Annotated in this window: 15 protein-coding genes; 4 read left to right on the forward strand and 11 right to left on the reverse strand. The window is 56.4% G+C overall.

Translation table 11 applies throughout. The annotated features are described in order from the left end of the window. Positions 1-45: 45 nt before the first annotated feature. On the reverse strand, positions 46-1,674 hold the full coding sequence (locus ACLBW8_RS12970; RefSeq protein ID WP_447805510.1) for a vWA domain-containing protein: 1,629 nt from the start codon (positions 1,672-1,674) through the stop codon (positions 46-48). Between the two features lie 556 nt (positions 1,675-2,230). On the opposite strand from ACLBW8_RS12970, the gene ACLBW8_RS12975 reads away from it, so the two are divergent. The 3 genes from ACLBW8_RS12975 (at position 2,231) to ACLBW8_RS12985 (ending at position 7,910) form a co-directional block, all read left to right on the forward strand. Beyond that, positions 2,231-4,135 carry a M10 family metallopeptidase C-terminal domain-containing protein gene (locus tag ACLBW8_RS12975; protein WP_447805511.1) on the forward strand — a complete coding sequence of 635 codons (1,905 nt, stop codon included), beginning with the start codon at positions 2,231-2,233 and terminating at the stop codon, positions 4,133-4,135. Between the two features lie 182 nt (positions 4,136-4,317). Further along, entirely contained in the window at positions 4,318-5,604 is a 1,287-nt protein-coding gene (locus ACLBW8_RS12980) for a M10 family metallopeptidase C-terminal domain-containing protein (protein WP_447805512.1), read from the forward strand. A 92-nt stretch (positions 5,605-5,696) separates the two neighbouring features. Next, positions 5,697-7,910 (forward strand): M10 family metallopeptidase C-terminal domain-containing protein, encoded by a 2,214-nt coding sequence (locus ACLBW8_RS12985; protein ID WP_447805513.1) that lies wholly within the window; start codon positions 5,697-5,699, stop codon positions 7,908-7,910. A gap of 47 nt (positions 7,911-7,957) precedes the next feature. Here ACLBW8_RS12985 and ACLBW8_RS12990 read toward each other — a convergent pair whose 3' ends face one another. The 6 genes from ACLBW8_RS12990 to ACLBW8_RS13015 form a co-directional block, all read right to left on the reverse strand. Beyond that, positions 7,958-8,608, reverse strand: coding sequence for a DUF799 domain-containing protein (locus tag ACLBW8_RS12990; protein ID WP_447805514.1), 651 nt, complete (start codon positions 8,606-8,608; stop codon positions 7,958-7,960). Then, positions 8,605-8,967 carry a DUF4810 domain-containing protein gene (locus ACLBW8_RS12995; protein ID WP_447805515.1) on the reverse strand — a complete coding sequence of 121 codons (363 nt, stop codon included), beginning with the start codon at positions 8,965-8,967 and terminating at the stop codon, positions 8,605-8,607. Before ACLBW8_RS12995 ends, ACLBW8_RS12990 begins: the two co-directional genes overlap by 4 nt. A 29-nt stretch (positions 8,968-8,996) precedes the next feature. After that, complete coding sequence (locus ACLBW8_RS13000; protein ID WP_064450131.1) at positions 8,997-9,677, reverse strand: CsgG/HfaB family protein; 681 nt, start codon at positions 9,675-9,677, stop codon at positions 8,997-8,999. Positions 9,678-9,766: 89 nt separating this feature from the next. Next, the gene (locus ACLBW8_RS13005; protein ID WP_156526242.1) at positions 9,767-9,931 is read right to left on the reverse strand and encodes a hypothetical protein; all 165 of its coding nucleotides are present in this window, start codon (positions 9,929-9,931) and stop codon (positions 9,767-9,769) included. Positions 9,932-11,155: 1,224 nt separating this feature from the next. Further along, positions 11,156-11,554, reverse strand: coding sequence for an RDD family protein (locus tag ACLBW8_RS13010; RefSeq protein WP_447805516.1), 399 nt, complete (start codon positions 11,552-11,554; stop codon positions 11,156-11,158). Positions 11,555-11,659: 105 nt separating this feature from the next. After that, positions 11,660-14,230: an autotransporter domain-containing protein gene (locus ACLBW8_RS13015; protein WP_447805517.1), complete on the reverse strand. Its 2,571-nt coding sequence runs from the start codon at positions 14,228-14,230 to the stop codon at positions 11,660-11,662. A 683-nt stretch (positions 14,231-14,913) separates the two neighbouring features. Here ACLBW8_RS13015 and ACLBW8_RS13020 point away from each other — a divergent pair. Next, entirely contained in the window at positions 14,914-15,168 is a 255-nt protein-coding gene (locus ACLBW8_RS13020) for a hypothetical protein (protein WP_017136667.1), read from the forward strand. A 153-nt stretch (positions 15,169-15,321) separates the two neighbouring features. On the opposite strand, the gene ACLBW8_RS13025 is transcribed toward ACLBW8_RS13020, so the two are convergent. From ACLBW8_RS13025 to ACLBW8_RS13040, 4 genes are all read right to left on the reverse strand, one after another. After that, positions 15,322-15,858 carry a hypothetical protein gene (locus tag ACLBW8_RS13025; RefSeq protein ID WP_169986737.1) on the reverse strand — a complete coding sequence of 179 codons (537 nt, stop codon included), beginning with the start codon at positions 15,856-15,858 and terminating at the stop codon, positions 15,322-15,324. A 483-nt stretch (positions 15,859-16,341) separates the two neighbouring features. Next, complete coding sequence (locus tag ACLBW8_RS13030) at positions 16,342-16,602, reverse strand: hypothetical protein (protein WP_064450128.1); 261 nt, start codon at positions 16,600-16,602, stop codon at positions 16,342-16,344. A 337-nt stretch (positions 16,603-16,939) separates the two neighbouring features. Next, a complete protein-coding gene (locus ACLBW8_RS13035; protein ID WP_169986739.1) occupies positions 16,940-17,365 on the reverse strand; it encodes a hypothetical protein in 426 nt (141 codons plus the stop codon). 303 nt (positions 17,366-17,668) lie between these two features. Beyond that, positions 17,669-18,109, reverse strand: coding sequence for a transposase (locus ACLBW8_RS13040; protein WP_237140873.1), 441 nt, complete (start codon positions 18,107-18,109; stop codon positions 17,669-17,671). Positions 18,110-18,154 lie beyond the last annotated feature (45 nt).

The raw sequence follows: 18,154 nt of genomic DNA on the forward strand, positions 1-18,154 counted from the left end.
TGGTGGGAGTCGGGCTCCCACACTGGCGCTTCATTGGGCCCAAGATCAGTGTTTGAGACTCTGCGCCAACTCCACCAGTTGCACGAACTCGTTGCGCAGCCCGAACGGGTCATCCCCTCGCGCCGAGCGGGCCAGTGCGGCGGTGTCCTCCAAACGCATGCTGCCAGTGTAGCGGCCATCACCCTTGAGCTGTTGGGCGAAGGCGGCCACGGCGGCGGCGAAGCGCAAATCGTCGCTGGCCTGGGTGGTTTGGTTGCGGATGGGCCGCTCAATCAACTGGCTGGCACCGCCTGCCGCAGGCTTGTAGCGCACGCGCAACAGCGCCAACTCAGCGGACGTGTTTTCAACCGCAGGGGCCGTGGCGTAACGCAATGGCTCCAACCAGCCCTGCTCGCCCTTCGGCACAATTTCGTACAACGCAGTCACCGTATGCCCTGCGCCGATCTCACCAGCGTCGACCTTGTCGTTGTTAAAATCCTCGCGCTTCAAGGCACGGTTTTCGTAGCCCAGCAGCCGGTACTCACTGATTTGGGACGGGTTGAATTCCACCTGTAGTTTCACATCCCGCGCCACCACCGCCAGGGTCGAGCCGAGTTGATCCACCAGCACCTTGCGCGCTTCGCGCAGGTTGTCGATGTAGGCATAGTTGCCATCGCCTGCGTCAGCCAATTGCTCCATCAGGTGCTCGTTGTAGTTATCCACACCAAAGCCCAGGGTGGTCAGGGAGACACCACTTTTGCGCTGTTCGACGGCCATTTGCTTAAGGCTGTCGAAGTCGCTGATGCCCACATTGAAGTCACCGTCGGTGGCCAGCAGGATGCGGTTGATGCCCTTGTCGATAAAACCTGCGCGCGCCATCTGGTAGGCCAGTTCGATGCCGGATGCGCCCGCCGTGGAACCACCCGCCGAGAGTTGGTCGATGGCGTTGCGGATCGTGGTTTTTTCGCGGCCGGAGGTCGGTTCGAGGACCACACGGGATTCACCGGCATAGACCACCAGCGACACACGGTCCTGATCACGCAGCTGATCCACCAGCAGCTTCAGCGTGCTTTTCACCAGTGGCAAACCTTCGCGGCGATCCATGGAGCCGGAGACATCCACCAGAAACACCAGGTTGGCCGGCGCCAGATCCGCCACCGCGCGATCAGACGCCTTGATGCCGACGCGCAACAATCGGGTGTGCGGGTTCCACGGCGTCGTGGCGACTTCGGTGGTTACGCCAAAGGGCGAGCCGTCGGTGGGCAGTGCATAGTTGTAAGGGAAGTAGTTGACCATTTCCTCCAGACGCACAGCGCCGTCAGGCGGCAGGCTACCTTGGTTGAGGAAGCGCCTCACGTTGGCGTAACTGCCGGTGTCGACGTCTGCACTGAACGTCGACACCGGGGTTTGTGCAACGCTGTAGACCGGGTTATCGGGCAGGTTCTGGTATTGCTCTCGAGGCGCGTCCCGGTACGCCAACACCACCGAGTCATGCATGACCCTTTGCGCGGCCATCAACACAGGGGCCGCCGCCCGCTTGGCCAAGGCCCCCTCAGGGCTAGGCGCTGCGGGCGTTTCTGCGACAGGCTTGGCAGCCTCTCGAGACGATGACAGCCCGCAGCCGACGAGCGCCGCCAGCACGGTAACGACAATGCTGCAGCCGATGGGACGCAGTAATAAAGGAGCCTGTGACATGGCGCTGAACCTCAACAGTGAATAGTCCGTTCATAGGTTCAGACGCAAAGCACCCTGGGTTCGGGTTAAGGCTCGAAGTTTCTTCGCCAAGCACTCTCCCCCAGTGCACGCTAAGCCCGTTGTCAGATCACAGCACAGAGAGCTGTCATTTATTCAGCAAGGCTAAGTCCAAAAAAACATCCAGCCTGTGGGAAACTTCGAGAATAGAAGCACTTAAATAAGATGTTCTACTGGCTGACCGCTAAATGCTTTAACAAAAACGTTCACACTGTAAAAATTTCTGTATTACCAAAGAAGACATATTAAACATAATTGAAATGTACGCTTTCACACCCATGAGCAACGCTTTCAAAATCAGCGCCACACACACAGAGTTTAAAAAATAATAAACACAACCCCCATTACAAAGCATGACGCACTGAACAGCCAACACACTCAAGAAACATATACCCCATTGGCAATTCATTTATAGAGTGCGAAGGTATTTCCAGCAAACGGACATGCACTTTCCATATAAAAAAGGAATCCATCTCACAACAAAAAATGGATTGTTCTCATGCGAATCGACTTCAGGCCACCTCTACTGCAACAACCGAATTACGCTGAAAACTTCTTGGGGCCGATCCTTCGACCCTTTACTCAACAGATTTTCAACCACCCGATCTTCCGTCCACTCGTGCAGCCCTTCCTTCGGCATCCTTTCGTAAGGCCATTTATTCAACCCGTCATACGACGCCCGTTGGATCCAACTCCTACAACCAACCCCACGACACCCGACACACCCACCACGCGCAATTGGGACGGCAAAGACCCAACATTGCGGCCCGACGACCCGTATGTGGCCAGCTTGAATAAACGCTCTTTCGATGCACGCCAGGCCAGCGACAACCTCACGCGGGAAAACACCCAGTGGGTTGACCGAAATGGTGACGGCAAAACCTCTGTTTCCTACTCGTTCAATACGGGTTTCGGACAGTTCGATGAGCGCCAGAAAGCGCAGGCGCGGCGTGCCATGCAGTCGTGGAGCGATGTGTCCAATCTTGTCTTCGAGGAAAACGGGCCTCGAACAGAGGGGAGAATGTCATTTGGTATATCAAATAGCGTGTCCACCGCTGTCGGCTATTACCCAAGCAACCATCCCGATGGAGGCTCGACCCTTTACAACCCCAGGCGGGTAAACCCCAACGACTTGATTCACGAAACAGGTCACGCCCTGGGGCTGTCACATGGCGGCAACTACAATGGCAGCATGACCGCAAGCCAATGGAATCACGCGCAGGATTCGAAAGCCCATACCGTCATGAGCTATTTCGGCGCGGAAAAAAGTGGCAAAAACCACGGCAGGACCTCGCCTGCGGCTCCGATGATGGATGACATTTCCGCGATCCAGAAACTGTATGGCGCCAATCGTCAAATCCGTCAGGACAACACCACCTACGGCTTCAATTCCAACAGCCAGCGGGACTACTACACCCTGAACTCCAACCGGGACGCTGCGGTGTTCTGCATCTGGGACGGCGGTGGCATCGACACCCTGGACGTCTCTGGCTACGCGGCAAACCAGACCATCAATCTGAAGGCCGGCTCGTTCTCGGATGTCGGCGGGCTCAAGGGCAACGTTTCCATCGCCCGGGGCGTCACCCTGGAAAATGCCATCGGCGGTTCAGGCAACGACGCTCTGATCGGTAACGACGCCGGCAATCGGCTCACCGGCGGCGCAGGCGGTGACCGGCTGCGGGGTGGTGGCGGCGCAGACACCTTCGTTTACAACAGGGCCAGCGATTCCACGCCGGATAACCCGGACGTCCTCATGGATTTCATCAGTGGCACCGACAGAATCGATGTGTCCGCGGCTATGAAACACGCCAATGTCGCCAGCCTGGCATTTGTCAGCGAAATGACCGGCAAAGCGGGTGAGACCGTACTCACCTATAACGAGCAAAGTGGCAGCGCCAGCGTGGCTATCGATATGACAGGCGACGGCAAACCCGACCTGCTGATCCGAGCCCACGGGCAAGTCAAACCGGGGGACATCATCGCGTCCACAAGTACCATAACCCTGGATAAGCAGCCGGCGACACCAAGCAATCGTTCCACATTGACTCCCCCCACGCACCACCGTTCGAGTACACACACATACGAAAAAGCCAGCGACTCGACCTATCACAATGCTGATCTGATCAACGATTTTGTCAGTGGCAAAGACAAGATCAATCTCACCGGTTTGATAAAGAACATCGGCACACCCCTTCAACTTGTCGAGCACTACACAGGGCGAATTGGCGACACCCTGGTCAGGTTTAACGCGCACAGCGGTCGATACTTCGTGGGCGTGGACGTGACGGGTAATCGTCGAACAGACTTTCTAGTCAAAAGCACTCAAATAATAAAACCTGAAGACATCATCGGTTTAACTACACGCACCACAGTTCGGGCCAACGCATTTTCACGCGCCTGGTAAACCAGCCCCCTTTAAATACATTAACCCCTGAACAACTCCACTCACCCATGAGCCTTAAAGCTCACGCTTCACTTTGCCTATTAAAAGGATTCAAGTAGATGTTGCCAGTTAGTCAACCGTCTTACCCGGTACGTGCAGTTGTACACGCCAATCAACCACCCGATGTCATAAAGGCCCCCGCCTTGGCGTCCTACACCACCGATCAAGCCGCCCGGCAACTGCTGCGTACCAGTCATGAAAGAGGGTTTAAATGGCAAGACCGCAACCGCGACGGCGTCGTTGATATTGCCTACGCGTTTTTCACGCCCGGCAATCCGCGCGCGGTCAGCAATGTCCCCAAGGAGGCCAGTGAATTAAGTGAGGCACAAAAGAAACTGGCGCGTATGTCCATGCAAGCCTGGGCCGACGTTGCTCGCATCACGTTTTCGGAAAACGGCTCCAGTACCGAAGGCCGACTGACCCTGGGTCTTTACGCAGGTGACGGCGAGTCCTATGCGTCCCTGCCGCTTCCCAGGAACGTCAAGAAAGGTGGCGAGGCATGGCTGGACAAAGGGCACGCTCAACCCAGCACTGATCGCTACGACCGGCAGGTCATGGCACATGAAATTGGTCATACGCTGGGCCTGGATCATCCAGGGGACTACAGCCAACAACCCGCCGCGCGCCATTATCTTGAAGACACTCAAGCCTACAGCCTGATGAGTTACAACCCCGAGATCAGGAGCGGTCAAAACTTCTCGAAAAACGGCGAATGGACCCACTATCCGGCTGCACCGATGCTGCATGGTATTGCGGCAGTGCAGGCGCTCTACGGCCCCAACTACAAGACCCGGAGCGATAATACCGTTTACGGCTTCAACTCCAATACCGATCGCGACTATTACAGCCTCACGTCGTCACGGGACGCGCCGGTCTTTTGCATATGGGACGGTGGTGGCAACGATACGCTGGACTGTTCCGGCTTCGACCAGAAGCAGACCCTCAACTTGAGCGCCGAAGCGCTCTCTGATGTGGGCGGAATGACAGGCAATGTCTCCATCGCCAAAGGCGTGACCATCGAAAATGCCATTGGCGGTGCCCATGACGACACGTTGATCGGCAACAACACGAACAACCGGCTAAAGGGCGGTGGCGGCGCAGACACTCTGAAAGGCGGCGGTGGCGCGGACGTTTTTGTCTACGACAAGGCGAGCGACTCAACCGTGGCCAAGGCCGACCTGATTCTCGATTTTGTCAGTGGCAGAGACAAGATCGACCTCACGGGCTTGAGCAAAGAAACCCGCACTCAGTTGCGACTGGTAAACGCCTACACAGGGCGCGCGGGCGACACCTTGGTGAGGTTCAACCCGTATAGCCAGCGGTACTTTGTGGCCATTGATCTTACCGGAAATGGCCAAACCGACTTTCTGGTGAAGAGTACCCAGTTGATCAGGCCTCACGATATCACCGGCCTTATTACCCCCAGATAACCTTTCAGGTAAAGGCGCTGCTTGAGCGTTCACGTCTGAAGCAGTGCCTGACTTCGTAGATAGCGTCAGCGACTGACAGAAGGTAAAAATCCATGGTCAGAATAAACCCGCCCCTTATCACGTCTGCTTTTTCGAATGCGCAGGCCGCCGAGCCGAACAGCCAACCGGCCAGCACTCTTTCAAGCCCGGGCAATAAAAAGAAATCCTACAACACAGACCAGGCCGCAGCACAAATCACCCGAATGGGCTACCGCTGGAAGGACCTCAATCGTGACGGTATTACGCACATTTCCTACCAGTTTTTTACCCCGTCGACAGCAACGTTCAATTCGCCCAAGGGGGCCAATGCATTTACCGCCGACCAGAAAAACGACGCCAGCCGTGCGATGCAGCATTGGTCAGATGTGGCCAATGTCACCTTTGCGCAAAACGCCTCCAACGCCGAAGGGAAGATGTTATTAGGCAACGATCCCCAACTCAGTTTTTCCGGAGAAGCCACCTACCCCGGCATCTACAGCGACGGCACGCAGGTCTGGATCGCTTCCGATGGCAAGGAAAGGCCACCCAGCCAGGACCATTTCGGGCAATGGCTCATGAACCATGAAATCGGGCATACCCTGGGCCTGCTGCATCCCGGTAATTACAATGGCGCCGGTGCCAGTTACGCCACCCATGCCAAGTATGCCGAAGACACCCGCGCCTACAGCATCATGAGCTACTGGTGGGAAGGCAATCTCGGCCATGACTTCGCCAAGCACCAGCGCACCTACTACCCCAGCACCCCAATGATGGACGACATCACGGCCGTGCAAAAACTGTATGGCGCCAATTACAAAACCCGCAACACCGACACAACCTACGGCTTCAACGCCAACGCCGGGCGCGAAGCGTTCAGCCTCCGGTCCTCAAATGATGCCCCCGTATTCTGCGTGTGGGACGGCGGCGGCAATGACACCCTGGACTTTTCCGGCTTCCACCAAAACCAGCGCATCAACCTCAACGCCCAGCACTTTTCTGATGTCGGCGGCATGCAAGGCAACGTCTCCATCGCCAATGGCGTGACCATCGAGAACGCCATCGGCGGCTCGGGAGATGACCAGTTGACGGGTAACGCTGCGAACAATCGCCTGAAAGGTGGCGCAGGAGCCGACCGCCTGACCGGCGGAGCCGGGGCAGATACGTTTGTCTACGACAAGGCCAGCGACTCGACCCAGGATCGTTCCGACCTGCTTACCGACTTCAGCAGCGGGCTGGACAAGATCGATGTGTCCGGGGCATTGCGCGGGGCACGTGTCGATAGCCTGCGCTTCGTGGCACGCTTTAGCGGCCGGGCGGGCGAAGCGGTGTTGGGCTACAACCCCAGCACCCGGGAAAGCAGCCTGTCCATCGACTTGAACGGCAACGGCAACGCCGACCTGTTCATCAGGAGCAGCGGTAAAATCAAAGCCAGCGATGTGATCGTCAACGGCTCAACAGTCCACCGCTCGGTGCCACCAGCACCGCCAGCCACCTCAACATTGCCCACTCTCCCTGGGCCCACAGGCAAAACCAACGCCCCGCAGCGCGCACCCTTTTCCCTGCAGAACTGGTCCAGTGAGTCGCTCAAGAACTCCCCCATGTATACCTCTGCCAAAGCGGTGGGCAGCATTCGCGAGGTGACCGTGGTGCGCGACTCATGGGGCTACGACCGGGTTCATTACAACACCTTGGGCACCGGCTCACTGATCGACACAGGCGCCAGCGTATTGACCAACAAACATGTGCACGACGCACTCGCCAAAGGCAGCAAGCTCGAACTGTGGTTGGGTTACACCGAAGATGAGAGCGGCCGCATGCGCGTTGAACGCAAGGTGCCGCTGGACAGCCGCGCTATCAGCAGCGACGCACACTTGGATTACGCCGAGTTGCGGGTCGACCTGCCCCAGGCGCAGATCAACACGCTGGCCAAGCAATTCCCGCCACTCAAACTGGCCGATAACCCGCAGGCCCAAGCCGGACAAAAAATCTTTATGCCCAACCACGGCCAACAAGGGCTCGGTATTTCTTTCCTGAACGCCGAAGGCAAGCCCACCACGCTTTTGGGGCGGAGCACCGACAGCGGCGCCCAAAGCGCCTTCTATCATGACGCCTACAAAATACCGGGCACGTCCGGTTCCCCGCTGATTTCCGCCGACACCGGCGAAATCATCGCGCTGCACTACGGTTCGATCATCGGCCAGGTGGGCAATAGCCACACCTCAAGAGGTGCCGCGACACGCGCAGAGCTGATCCAGCAGCACCGCAAAGAGCCGCAGAAACAGGCATAAAAAAACCCGGCCATCCGTAATGGCCGGGTTTTTCTCACACCGGTGACTCAGTCGGTACCGTACTTGGGATTACGCGGACCATACAAAATCCCCGTACGCTGCCCGGCCGACAGCAAACGCACACTGGCGATACCGGCAATCGGGTGCGCGGCATCGGTAGAGCTGTTGATCACCTGCTTGACCGCCGCCGAGATCAGCATGCCCACCAGGCCGCCGCCGTTGTTGTTGCCTTCCTCGCTGGAAGCACGTGCCGAACCGGTCCACAAGGTGGTGCCGGTGCGCAGGTCTACCAGCTTGGCCGAGGCCGTCACGGAGGTGTCGCTGGAGATCAGCATGTACTTGGTGCCGTACTCGCTGACGGTGATGTACAACGCCGCATCCGCACCAAAAATGTCATGCAGCTTGGCCGGTGCCACGCCCTGGATATCGTTGGCGGTGGTCAGGCCGTTCTGGCGGAAGGTTTCGTCCACCAGGGCAATCGGCAACACGTAGTAGCCCGCTTCGGCCAACGGATAGGTAACCTGCGAAACCAGGCTGTAGGACGCCTGCACTTCCGGCGATTCATTGATCGGCGGCAGTACCAGGATCGACTTCGGCCGGGCCTGTTTATACGCCGTGTAATCAATGGTCTTGGGCGCCGCGCAGCCGCCGAGCAAAGCCAGGGCGAGCAAGGCGCCGGTGAGTTTTAACAGGCTCATTTGGCAGCGACTCCGGTTTTGGCGTTTTTCAGCAGAAAGTCCATGTACGAAGCCGACTCGGGGAACAGTGCCTTCTCGGTGCGAAACTCCTGCACCATCTGGTCATCCTTGCCCATGCTCAGGTACAGCATGCCCAGGTGCGCGTGGTAACCCGGCGGCGCCTTGCGGCCACTGGCGTTGATCTTTTGCAGATCGCGCTCCAATGCTTCCACCTGTGCTTCCTTGGGCTCGCCCTTGAAGTACTCGTAAACCTCTGCCTGGTAGCTTTCCCATTGATACAGGGGTTGGGGGGCCGTCTGGCACCCGGCGACCGTTGCGGTTGCTGTCAGCATCAGCGCCAACTTAACTGCCTTGCTCATCCTTGTACTGCTCCTTGAGGTGCTGCTGATCAGTTGCGCGGGTTCCAGGCGCCGGCATTGATGCCGTCGACGAGGCGGTTGATTGCTTCGCGCATGGCCAGGTCCAGGACCTTGCCATTGAGGGTGGAGTCGTAGCTGGCGGTGCCGCCGAAGCCGACGATTTCACGGTTGGACAGGGCGTACTCACCGGCACCCTGGGTGGAATACACCACTTCGGACGTGCTGATGTTGACGATATTCAGCGCGACCTTGGCGTAAGCCACCTGGGTTTTGCCACGGCCGAGAATGCCGAACAGCTGGCGGTCGCCGGTCTCTTTGCGGCCGAACTCGGTCACGTCGCCGGTCACCACATAGTCAGCGCCCTTCAGCTTCTGGATGGTGCCTTTGATCGCGGCTTCCTGGGAAATTTCGCCCATGTTGTCGCGGTCCAGCACGCTGAAGCGGTTGGTCTGCTGCAAGTGGGTGATCAGGATGGTCTTGGCCTGGCCACCGAGGCGGTCAACGCCGTCGGAGAAGATGCCGCGCATGTAGCTGGAACGGTTATCGAACTTGCCCACGGCAATCGGTACACGTACGCCGGAATAGGCCACGCTGGCGCTGGCGACTTGTTCCACCGGCATCGCGCGATTGCTCTCCGTGGCGCAACCGGCCACGGTCAGCAGCGCTGCGGCGGCAACGCCCGACAGCAGGATTTTGGACAGTGTTTTCACAGGGTGCTCCTAGGGTGAGAGGTCCGTGGTTGCAGCAGATGAACCAGCGGGAGGGACTGTTATGTACGTTGACTACGATATGTCGGCGATCAGAATTTTCTGAAAAAACGCGCGATCTTGCCCAGCGCCTCACCATCAAACGTGTCGGGCCAGCAGGTAGGTGTTTTGGCAAGGATGACCGGCGCAGAGCGGTCCGGCTGGAAAGTGCAGCCCGCCATCAGGCAGGTGACTGGGAGAAAAGCAGAAATGCGCATTGCTTGATTCGTCCTTGAAAAATGCCATGTTGCTAATGCCGCAACATTTTACGGGGTTGCCCTGTGTACTCAAGCGGTTTTGCTGCCAAGAAGACATTCACCGCCCAACGGCAACGCCCACCCCAACGACAGCTCAAGCCAGGTGCACCGACATTTTGCGGCGGGCAACGGGTCGAACAACATGCAGCGCCCCCGCGGCCGAGCCCAGTAAAGTGCGGCCAATCTGACAGACGCAGATCCAAAGGTGGGAGCGGGCTTGCTCGCGAAGGCGGTGTGTCAGTCGCTGAAAAAATCGACTGGTCTACCGCTTTCGCGAGCAAGCCCGCTCCCACAGGGGTTTGGCGGTGCTAGCTGTTCTTGTGGTACTGGCTTATGTAGCGGGCAAAGTGCGGCCATCTGACAGACGCAGATCCAAAGGTGGGAGCGGGCTTGCTCGCGAAGGCGGTGTGTCAGTCACTTGAGGTATCGACTGGTCTACCGCTATCGCGGGCAAGCCCGCTCCCACAGGGGTTTGGCGGCGCTAGGTGGTCTTGTGGTACTGGCTTATGTAGCGGGCAAAGCGCGGCCATCTGACAGACTCAGATCCAAAAGTGGGAGCGGGCTTGCTCGCGAAGGCGGTGTGTCAGTCACTTGAGGTATCGACTGGTCTACCGCTTTCGCGAGCAAGCCCGCTCCCACAGGGGTTTGGCGGCGCTAGGTGGTCTTGTGGTACTGGCTTATGTAGCGGGCAAAGTGCGGCCATCTGACAGACTCAGATCCAAAGGTGGGAGCGGGCTTGCTCGCGAAGGCGGTGTGTCAGTCACTTGAGGTATCGACTGGTCTACCGCTTTCGCGAGCAAGCCCGTTCCCACAGGGGTTTGGCGGCGCTAGCTGTTCTTGTGGTACTGGCTTATGTAGCGGGCAGAGCGCGGCCAATCTGATAGACGCAGATCCAAAGGTGGGAGCGGGCTTGCTCGCGAAGGCGGTGTGTCAGTCGCTGGAAAAATCGACTGGTCTACCGCTTTCGCGAGCAAGCCCGCTCCCACAGGGGTTTGGCGGCGCTAGGTGGTCTTGTGGTATTGGCTTATGTAGCGGGCAGAGTGCGGCCAATCTGATAGACGCAGATCCAAATGTGGGAGCGGGCTTGCTCGCGAAGGCGGTGTGTCAGTCACTTGAGGTATCGACTGGGCTACCGCTATCGCGGGCAAGCCCGCTCCCACAGGGGTTTGGCGATAACGCGTGTGCTCAGGCGTTGATCACGATTGTCTTGGCCAACATGTCACCCAAACGACGACGCAGCCCAAACAGCACCAAAAAGCCATCCAGTGGGCTGAACAACATTTTGCACGCGTTGCGCAGGAACGACTGGAACGGCGTGCAGTTCGTCGCGTAGGGGTATCCCACCACCGACATGCTGAACAGCCGTTTGCCAAGACTTTGACCTTTGGGCAAAGCATCGCAAAACAAAAAATAGCCGAAGGCCAACAGCGTTAACACGGCGTCGATAACCTGAAAAAACATGTGCCCGAACGTCGAATAGAAACGCATGGCCAGCGACACCATTAGATATTTGAGCAGCAAAATGAAAAAAACCACGGCCATGTCGACCATGAAACCCATGAGTCGGTTGCTGCGGCTGGCCAAGTTGAACGTGCCGGTAGCCGCGAGTGAATCACTCATAATGTTTTTGCTCCGTAATGGGAGAAAGGGACATGAAGCGCCCGGCCCATTGGCCAGGCGCTCAGTTTTTTAAAACGCGTAACGCGCTTTTAGCATCACCCCATCGGCATCAAACCCGCTGCGCGCCTGACGCGTGTAGCTGGCGCCCACGGTGAAATCCGAGACCTGGTAATTCACCCCGACACTGGCTTCATAGCTGTCACGTGCCACCGAAGCGCCGGTGGTGGTGAACGCCGTACCGCCTGCCACGAAGCTTGAAGTTTGCGCCACGCGATCACCCATCAGGTCGTGGTACGCCATCAAGGTCGCTTCCGGTTGCAGGCTACCCGCGCCCATCGGCACGTTGCCGGCCAGGCGAAGACCGGCACCCAATTCGCCCACTTCATAACGCTGCGAACGGGTGCTCAGTGCAGCCGCCGAACCTTTCTCGTCGAAGCCATCCATGCGCACGTTGGCATAACGCGCCGCCACGCGCGGCTCGATCACCACCGCCTGCGACGGCTTGAAGCTGTAGCCGCCGATCACGCTGGCTGCCAACACATTGCTGTCGTAACTGCCCTTGGCCGTGGTGCCTGCCACATGGCGTTTGCTGTCGTTGTCGTTGTGGCCGTAGCTGAGGCTGCCGTCGACAAACCAGTTTTGCAGCGCCCAGTTGCCATACAGCGACAGCGCGTGGCCCTCGACGTCGGTCTTGTTACCGAGGTCGGAGTGGATGTTGGAATTGAGGTAGCTGTAGGCCACGCCCAAGGTGGTGGTGTCGTTCAAGCGACCGTCCACACCCACCGCCATGCCGCTGCTGTTGGCCGAGTAACCGTTATCGCCGCCGCGCCCGTCCTGGTCCATGTTGCTGCTCAGGCCCTGCACCCACACGCCGCCGGTTTGACGGCTTTCGCGCTGGTCGGTAAGGCGGTTGAAGATCGCGCCGTTGACCACGCTTTGCCCCGACAACGCCACATCCAAAGCGCCACGGTTGGCATCCGGCTTGAGCTGTTCGCCAACCTGCGCCAACGCTTGCACCGAGGGCGCATTGGCCACCGACTGGAAGACCGCGTCCTGGGTGTCCAACTGGCCGAGCACGCGGTTTTTAAGGGTGTTGACCGCCGCCACGGTCGGCTCGGCAGTGCCCACACTGGCGAGCATGGTTTGCACTTGCTGATCGCTCTTCACGCCCACCACGGCCTTGACCGTCTGCGCATCAGCCGAGTAGCTGAGCACATTGAGCAACGACGACGCGCTGGCCACCGTCAGGCCGTTATTCTGCAAGCTACCGGCCTGCAACAGCGTGTATTGCGTGGCGGCAGGCGTGCTGGTGAAGTCACCGGGTTTGGCGCTGACCGTGATGTTCGAGCCCGGGGCAAAGGTGGCAGCGCCGTTGACCGTCAGGTAAGGCGTGGTCGGCACCACGTTGCTGCCCAGGCGCATATCCACGCCCGCACCGCTGCCCACATACAACTCGCGGCTCACCACCGTGCCGGGCGCCGACAGGTTCAGGGAACCGGCGTTAACCGACACCGGCGCGTTGATACGGCGGCCGGTGAAATCCGCTTGCCCGCCGATGTTCACCGAGCTGACATCCAGCACGTCACCCTGGATGCGGCCACCGGTCCAGATCAGCGAGGCCATGTTGCCGCCGTCAATCGCAATGCCGGAATGGCTGCGAATTTCCCCGGCTTGCTGGTTGATCTCGAAGGGCGAGGTCTGCTCGGCAGGGTTCACCAGGATCGCCGTGCTGTCGGCACTGATCACACCCCGGTTGATGATGCCCCGCGCACCGACCGGCGAGCCGGTGGTGAAGGTCGCCCCGCGCAGGTTGATAGCAGTCGCGCTGCTGCCCTTGGCTTCGATGGTGCCGGTGTTTTGCAGGTAATCGACAGTGCCTTCGTATATTGCCACCGCCCGTGACTGATTACCGGTAACCGAGAGCAGGCCCGTGTTCTCAATGCGCAGGTCATTGGTCTTGGTCTCAATCACCATGCCCAGCGCTTCTTCACCCGTGACGCGAATAATCCCGGCGTTGATAATCTTGCCGCCGACCGTCACCGGGATATTGTTGTGGGTATCCAGAATCAACCCATACCCGTAGTACGAGGTGATATCCACCAGGCCCGAGTTGATCACATCACCGGCAACCGTGGTGCCATTGAGGTAGATGCCTTCCGCGTCGCTTTCCGGCCCGGAGCCCGGTACATCGACAGCGATGATCGTGCCGGTGTTGACCACATTACCGCCGACCATGGCCGCGCCCACTTCAAAACCTTCGGCCCAGATCTGGTTGTACATATTGATGGTGCCGGCCTGAACGATACCGCCGGTGATGAAACCGCCACGGTTCCTGAGGTCTGAATCCAGCGCGCCATCCACCACAAACCCGCGCACATTGCGGCCGCTGCCATCCAGGTTGAAATTGGCATAGTTGATCAACGCGCCCTGGATGTTGGTATCGGCCACGCTGGCGCCGTCGGTCTTGCGCTCAGTGGCGACGATATTGCGTGTCCCCACCAGCGTCACGGTCTCGTTGAAGTTCTGGTACGACCATGCGTTCTGGCCGGTACTCACATCAAATTCCACAGCACTGGCCTGTGCGGCGCCTGCGCTGACCATCAGGGCCAGCAGGGTTTTCTGGAACGGCTTACGCTTCATTTCAAACTCCATGAACTACAGTAAAAGCCGCCAATAAGCCCGGCGGCCGTAGGTGTGCTGAGCGAAGGATCAGATGATCCGAATGCACTCCCTCAAGGCGCTTTGCTGAACCACAGGCGCGAGCAATCGCACCGCAGCCAGTGATGGCAGAAAAGGGAATGGGGAGGCGAGGTTCACATTAGTCCTTAATGTATTTTGAAAACGCTGCAGTCCATGCAGCCCGACCGGTTGCGGGTGGGCGGGGTAAAGACCCGGGCTTGAGGGAAATGGTTCCTTTTGCGGTAGGACGCTTCCCGAAACGACTGGGGATTTGCGTAATACCCGTGAGCAGACGGCGGGAAGCGTTGGCGTCGGTGGGGGTTGGGGATAGGACGCAGGGGTTTGAGTCAGGGCGTTGATGCCTTGCGTGGGTTTGGGTGCGGGGCTTATAGTCCGGCCCGTCGCCCATATGGCGATCAGGTTTGGCGACCTGACAACAGAGTGCAAAAGCAACCCGCTTCCATGCAGGTGTTTTTGCACCCGCAAAGCTGTGCATGTTATGGCGGCTGTGCGCGGGAGACCTTCGGGTCTGCCGGTTACTCTGTTCCGGTTCGCCAACCTGCGTACAGCTGCCACCCATTCGTTTGGCGACGAATGCGTGGTGGCTTAATCCACCAACAGAGTACTGAAAAATGAACCAATACATGCCCCTAACGGGCCACGACTGCACCGTCCCCGCTCTGCTTATCGACACCAGCGCGCCCCTCGACGTGCTCCACGACGCCGCCGCGTACCGGATTCGCGCCGTCACGCAACTGCTGGAAAACCTGGCCTTCCGCGAACAACTCAGCAGTGATGCTGTGGTGCTTCAAGACTTCGCTCAACTACTGGCTATACCGCTGCGCGATGGGTGTGATTTGCTGGATGTCATCATTCGCAGACTTAACAGCGTCAACTGACCGCGACAGGGCGGCTGACGAGTTGCCCTGTTAACGGTGAGGCAGTGAGTAGGTGCGGGCCACGCCTGGGCAGTAAAAGTGGCCTGTCGCCTATGCAACCTTGGCGCTGCGCGAAAAGCATGAACAGCTGCCGGCCCAGCCCGCCAGTTACCTTTATTTTCTCCCGCAACTATTCGACGGAACGTGTGCGATAGCACCAGGCGTCTCCAGATCAGAGAGCAGTCGAATCACGCCACCGCACTGCCAGTCTTGCCTGTATAGGTACGCCTCATAATCTTTACCCGCCTCAGGAACAAATACACGTGGATCAGGCACACAAGACGCCTCGGCGGCAACCATCTTCATCACAACCACAGACGGCACACCCGCAGGGATCACAAACTCGGCATAAGACTCGCCATAGCTCAGGTGCTCGCTCCTCCAGGAGGCGGGCATTCCGACACTTCGCTTGGTGTGTTGCCCCAAGGTGGAATTGACCTTATCCGCAACGGTATAACCGTAGGCAAAAAGAGGTTCTTTACTCGACGCGCAGTCTTGTCCGGGGTTGATGGCGACAGGCAAGCCGTTATTCCCAAAAAGACGGATACGTGCGGTGGTGGCCTGGTCGTAGGGGATAGGCTTCTCATAGCGCGCAGAGCCGCAGCCACTCAGCAATAGAGCAGAAAAAAGGGTCAACAAAAGTATTTTCAAGACGACTCCTAGGCTCACATATCAAGCGGTTATAGGCGAAAAGGGGACAGATTTATTTAAGCAACAAAGGGCTCGGAAAATTAAATAAATCCTTCCCCTTTCTCTACTGATTGTTTCCCCGCTGTATAATATGCAACGGGATATCCGGCAGTAAAACCCTAGGACGGCGAGCCATATAAACCCCTAACTGAAAAAGAGCTTACAGCTTAGCCGCCCTTCAACAGGCCAACAGATTGGAATAATTACAAAAAATAAATCATGTTTTTAAAGAGCAACTCCGCCGAACTATAAAAAGCAAAAACCGTGGTCTGACCCCTATTGCCTTGATAGACAGTCCTATCTAGAACTGTTGTTTTATTCCAAAAAACACCAGCTTTAGGCGTTGTACTTGCAACATCACTACCCGCGGTCGTGCCCGTACCAGCAGAACCCGGCCCTTTTGCACCATTTTACAGCAGGACAATATCGGACTGACCCTATTGCCTACCTCGCTTCTAAAAGTGCTGAAACAACCCTTACACAAAACAGTTTCATTTCGAACTCATCTATAAGATGCTCGCCGCCTCCAGGCCGATAAAGCGAGAGCTTTTCCTGCAGCTCATCAAAGAGATTTTCAAACTTACCAAAACCTTCATTTTCTTCAATTTCATCCAGAAGGGTTTCCGTATCTTTTGCCCATTGAACCGAAATATTAGAACCACTCACAAATCTATCAAGATGCTCAATCAAATTATCTATCGTCATTTTTTCTTTACCGGATTAACAACCGTGATAATACGATCCCCATCCACAGCAATTTGAGCTTTAGGATATTTAGAGTTCATGAGCGTAACTGAGGTACCACGATAAAATAGGCATAAAATAGCATAAGATAGGGGTCAGACCACTATTAATACTTGATTTAAAAAATATGGCCTGCTCCCTATTCCCTCTTAAATTAAAAAGCCGTAGCTTGAACCCGATTTTTTCCTTCAAATCACCAGGCTAACAAAATAGAATAATTACAAAAAATAAATCATATTTTTAAAGAGCAACTCCGCCGAACTATAAAAAGCAAAAACCGTGGTCTGACCCCTATTCTCTAATCGTTCTCTGTCCACATTTCGATAAATTCTTGATCGTGCCTCTTATTTGTTAGCCAGATGAAGAAATCATCGAATTTCTCCTCTGACCATGGATCTACTGGATCAAGTTCCACAGCTGAATATTCGAATACAAGGCTGCTTTGACCTAAACCGACGAAACTAACTTCATTTACACCTAAATTTCTTTGAACCCGAATATTCCATGAGGGATCAGCAAATAAATACTTGCAATCATTTATAAATAAAACCGGCCCTTCAACTGAGGAATAAACCCCGATAAACCCGTCGCAAAACCCAACATAAAAAGCCTTGCTTCTTGGTTCGTTTTTACCAATATATTCCTCTGAAATGGGATTGTAATTTTTATCGCATAACAGAACCAAGCGTCTATCGTTTTTATGTCGCATATAAACGTGATTCATGATCATTTTCGCTCTATTAAATGCGGGAAAATAGGGGTCAGACCACTATTCTTTTAACTCATACTTTTTTGGGCGTCCTGACACGCCCTGCGAAACTCTTTTACCTAATGCCTGCGCGATCTCGGACGCAAACTTCTGATCGCCCAAAACGTAATTACCGTTTATAGAAGATCGAATTTGTTCTATCAGCCCAAGTGAAAGTCGATCATTGAATATAGACCGGTAAGCTTCGGCTCGTTGCGCGGTGCCGCTACAGAATTCGTTATAAACAGCATGCGGACTTATAAAGCCTGATAGCTCGCCCTATGCGTTTGCCCTATAGCTGGTCCAGCGATAGTCGCCCGGATGAGCAACCATACCGGCTCTGACCGGGTTCATTTCGATATATCGATAGCAAGCTAAAACATAGTTGTCTTGTTGAACCAAACAGGAGCGGAAACGGCCTTCCCACAACGTGCCCGTTCGTTGATATGTTCGATTGACATATTGAACGTAGCGCTGCCCCAGTCCCTTCATAAGCAAGCCAGCCCCTGCGCAGCAGCTGGGAGTCAACAACAAATGAACATGATTTGTCATCAAGCACAATGCGTGAACTTTACAGCCATACAATTCAGCAAGCACGGCTAATGTATCAATGTAAAAAATGTAGTCTTCGTCTGAGTAAGAACACGCAGACCGATTGTTTCCCCGCTGAATAATATGCAACGGGATATCCGGCAGTAAAACCCTAGGACGGCGAGCCATATAAACCCCTAACTGGATAAGAGCTTACAGCTTAGCCGCCCTTCA

It is taken from the genome of Pseudomonas sp. M5A4_2d, from assembly GCF_053345295.1.

What these genes read in the sequence shown, in the direction of transcription:
- ACLBW8_RS12970 (WP_447805510.1), bottom strand. Translation starts at nt 1,674, where the DNA reads ATGTCACAGGCTCCTTTATTACTGCGTCCCATCGGCTGCAGCATTGTC.
- ACLBW8_RS12975 (WP_447805511.1), top strand. Translation starts at nt 2,231, where the DNA reads ATGCGAATCGACTTCAGGCCACCTCTACTGCAACAACCGAATTACGCT.
- ACLBW8_RS12985 (WP_447805513.1), top strand. Translation starts at nt 5,697, where the DNA reads ATGGTCAGAATAAACCCGCCCCTTATCACGTCTGCTTTTTCGAATGCG.
- ACLBW8_RS12990 (WP_447805514.1), bottom strand. Translation starts at nt 8,608, where the DNA reads ATGAGCCTGTTAAAACTCACCGGCGCCTTGCTCGCCCTGGCTTTGCTC.
- ACLBW8_RS12995 (WP_447805515.1), bottom strand. Translation starts at nt 8,967, where the DNA reads ATGAGCAAGGCAGTTAAGTTGGCGCTGATGCTGACAGCAACCGCAACG.
- ACLBW8_RS13005 (WP_156526242.1), bottom strand. Translation starts at nt 9,931, where the DNA reads ATGCGCATTTCTGCTTTTCTCCCAGTCACCTGCCTGATGGCGGGCTGC.
- ACLBW8_RS13015 (WP_447805517.1), bottom strand. Translation starts at nt 14,230, where the DNA reads ATGAAGCGTAAGCCGTTCCAGAAAACCCTGCTGGCCCTGATGGTCAGC.
- ACLBW8_RS13020 (WP_017136667.1), top strand. Translation starts at nt 14,914, where the DNA reads ATGCCCCTAACGGGCCACGACTGCACCGTCCCCGCTCTGCTTATCGAC.
- ACLBW8_RS13030 (WP_064450128.1), bottom strand. Translation starts at nt 16,602, where the DNA reads ATGACGATAGATAATTTGATTGAGCATCTTGATAGATTTGTGAGTGGT.
- ACLBW8_RS13035 (WP_169986739.1), bottom strand. Translation starts at nt 17,365, where the DNA reads ATGAATCACGTTTATATGCGACATAAAAACGATAGACGCTTGGTTCTG.
- ACLBW8_RS13040 (WP_237140873.1), bottom strand. Translation starts at nt 18,109, where the DNA reads ATGGCTCGCCGTCCTAGGGTTTTACTGCCGGATATCCCGTTGCATATT.